The organism is Melaminivora alkalimesophila (genome assembly GCF_000282995.1).
In the GTDB taxonomy this organism is placed as follows: domain Bacteria; phylum Pseudomonadota; class Gammaproteobacteria; order Burkholderiales; family Burkholderiaceae_C; genus Melaminivora; species Melaminivora alkalimesophila.
Map to the genome: position 1 here is coordinate 1 of NZ_ALEE01000091.1, position 2,763 is coordinate 2,763.

The following is a 2,763-nucleotide window of genomic DNA, read 5'->3' on the forward strand; positions in this document are numbered from 1 at the left end:
GGCTGCGCAAGCCACTGGACCTGTCCGCCAAGGCACCGAAGGCCGGTCTGGTCACCTCGCTCGGTTTCGGTCACGTCTCCGCCATGGTGGCGGTCGTGCACCCGGATGCCTTCTACGAGGCTGTCCGAGTGGAACGTGGCGAGGAGGCCGCCGACCAGTGGCGCGCCGCCGCCACCGCCCGCGAGGAGGCCGGCCTGCGTCGCATCGTCGCCGGCATGCACGGCGGTGTGCTCTATGAGCGCCCCGTCGAGCGCAACCTCGGCGTCCAGGCCGGCAAGGCCCGTGAGATCGAGGCGGCCGTGCTGCTCGACTCCCGTGCCCGGCTTGTCGACGGGGTCCTCAACCCGACGGGGATTGAAGGATAAGCCCGGTTAGATCCACCCGACACCCGCTCCAGTGAACCTACTGTTCACCGGAGCGGGTGTTGTCTGTCGTGGACGCTGATAGGATCTCCTGGTCGCACCTGCCTGTGCAGTTCCCACCCCCAGTGATACGAAAGGATCCGCAGTCTTTCCATGACCTCCACCCAGACCAACCCGGATAACACCGTCATCCCCAAACCCGTCGTCCTCATCCTCGCCGTCCTGGTGTTCACGGCGTTTGTGATGATGCTCAACGAGACCACCCTGGCGGTGGCGCTGCCGGCGATCATGGCGGATTACTCGATCGAGGCGAACACCGCGCAGTGGCTGCTCACCGGTTTCATGCTCACCATGGCCGTGGTCCTGCCCGCCACCGGATGGATCCTCGAGCGGTTTTCCACCCGGACGGTGTTCCTCTTCGCCACCGCCATCTTCCTGGTGGGAACCGTCATCGCCGCCCTGGCACCCACCTTCCCGGTCATGCTCGGCGCCCGTGTGGCTCAGGCGATCGGTACCGCGGTGATCATGCCGCTGCTGATGACGGTGGCCATGACCGTGGTGCCTGCCCCGCGCCGGGGAGCGGTGATGGGGTTGATCGCCGTGGTCATGGCGGTGGGCCCGGGGCTCGGTCCGTCCGTGGCCGGGGTGATCCTGAGTGTTGCGTCCTGGCACATGATCTTCTGGGTGATGGTGCCGCTGGTGGGAATCGCGGCCATCCTCGGTGCCGTGAAGATCGGCAATATCAACGAACCGCGCGACACACCCTTCGATGTGTTCTCGCTGGTGCTCGCGGCTCTCGCCTTCGGTGGTCTGGTGTACGCGCTCAGTTCCATCGGTGTCATCCTCGATGGTGGGGATGCCGCACGCAATGCACTGATCATCCTGGTTGTCGGTGTGGTCTCCCTGGTCGTGTTCGTCTGGCGCCAGCTGTCCCTGGCCAAGACGGACCGCGCCCTGCTGGATCTGCGTCCCCTGGCCATCCGCAACTACACCGTCTCCATCATCGTGCTGCTCGCACTCTTCGGTGCGCTGCTCGGTGTGATGAACACCCTGCCGCTGTACATGCAGGGTTCGCTGATGGTCTCCGCGCTGGTCACCGGCCTGGTGCTGCTGCCCGGCGGCCTGCTGGAAGGTGTGCTCTCACCGTTTGTGGGCCGCATCTACGACCGGCGTGGCCCCAGGGCGCTCGTGATCGCCGGCATGCTCGCGGTGGTCGGTTCGCTGTTCTGGCTGTCGACGGTGGATGAGAACACCTCGGTGGGGATGCTGGTGGCGGTCCATGTGATCTTCTCCATCGGACTGGCCTTCCTGTTCGGCCCGCTGATCACCACCGCGCTCGGATCGGTGCCCAAGCACCTCTACGGGCACGGCTCGGCGATCATGAACACCCTCCAGCAGCTCGCCGGCGCGGCCGGCACCGCGGTCATGATCGCGGTCTACAGCACCGTCAGCCAGTCGGCGATGTCACGTGGGGTGGCGGAGGAACCGGCGCTTGCCGACGGGGCGAACTCGGCCTTTTTCGCCTGCGCCTGCGTTGCGGTGGTCGCGCTGGTCTTCTCACTGTTCATCACCCGTGTGCCCACCGATGGGCCTACCCATGAGGCAGAATAGGAACCCATGATCTCGATTGGCACCGACCTCGTCCACATCCCGGCCTTCGCGGAACAGCTCGCCCAGCCGGGCAGTTCCTTCATGGATGTGTTCGGGGCGGGGGAGCGTCGTCTGGCGTCGACACGCGCCGGTAACCGCAACGCCGAGCACCTGGCCGGCCGCTGGGCGGCGAAGGAGGCCTTCATCAAGGCCTGGTCACAGGCGATCTACGGGCAGCCCCCCGTGATTCCTGAGGAGGATGTGCAGTGGGCACTGATCGAGGTGCGCGCCGACCGCTGGGGGCGGGTGGCGCTGGATGTCGCACCCGCACTGGACGTCCAGGTGCGTGGGAGCATCGGGGACTACACCACCAGCCTGAGCATCAGCCACGACGGTGACTACGCCACCGCGGTGTGCGTCCTGACCTACGCGGTGGCCACGGAGAAGAGGTAGGAGACAAGCATCCGCTTGATCTCCTCGACGATGGACTCGAAGGCCTCGTCGTATTCCGGGCCGCTGCCGATGTCACGCACCGCGTAGTTGAGCAGGGAGCTGACGGTGTGCACCAGCAGACCGGCCAGTGACATCCGCTCCTCATAGGAGGCACCACGCGCGAGTGGTCTCATCACCTCCGCGATGATCTCCAGCATCTCCTTCTCCGTGGCGGCCGCCGTGGCGCGGGTGGCCGGTGTGGACTGGATGGCATGCCACACCGCACGGCGGGAGGGGTCCTCGCGCCACAGACGTGCCAGGTGCTCGATGAACTCATCGAGGATATCCGGCCACGGATAGGAAATTCAACCGCATGAGG

General features: G+C 66.0%; 4 protein-coding genes. 3 read left to right on the forward strand and 1 reads right to left on the reverse strand.

Going from position 1 to position 2,763, the window contains the following annotated elements; genetic code table 11:
• From A612_RS17225 to acpS, 3 genes are all read left to right on the forward strand, one after another.
• On the forward strand, positions 1–365 hold a 365-nt coding region (locus tag A612_RS17225; protein ID WP_040435487.1), incomplete at its 5' end, for a hypothetical protein.
• Positions 366–515: 150 nt separating this feature from the next.
• The gene (locus A612_RS01140) at positions 516–1,973 is read left to right on the forward strand and encodes an MDR family MFS transporter (RefSeq protein ID WP_019372779.1); all 1,458 of its coding nucleotides are present in this window, start codon (positions 516–518) and stop codon (positions 1,971–1,973) included.
• Between the two features lie 6 nt (positions 1,974–1,979).
• Positions 1,980–2,405, forward strand: a complete 426-nt coding sequence (acpS, locus tag A612_RS01145) for a holo-ACP synthase AcpS (RefSeq protein WP_019372780.1) — start codon at positions 1,980–1,982, stop codon at positions 2,403–2,405.
• Here the strand turns inward: acpS and A612_RS01150 are convergent.
• On the reverse strand, positions 2,378–2,749 hold the full coding sequence (locus A612_RS01150; protein ID WP_206536104.1) for a hypothetical protein: 372 nt from the start codon (positions 2,747–2,749) through the stop codon (positions 2,378–2,380). The two genes, acpS and A612_RS01150, sit on opposite strands and share 28 nt — an antisense overlap.
• Positions 2,750–2,763: the final 14 nt, after the last annotated feature.

Bases quoted from the DNA above. Each gene is read 5' to 3' on its own strand.
- A612_RS01140 (WP_019372779.1), top strand. From the start codon at position 516: ATGACCTCCACCCAGACCAACCCGGATAACACCGTCATCCCCAAACCC.
- acpS (WP_019372780.1), top strand. From the start codon at position 1,980: ATGATCTCGATTGGCACCGACCTCGTCCACATCCCGGCCTTCGCGGAA.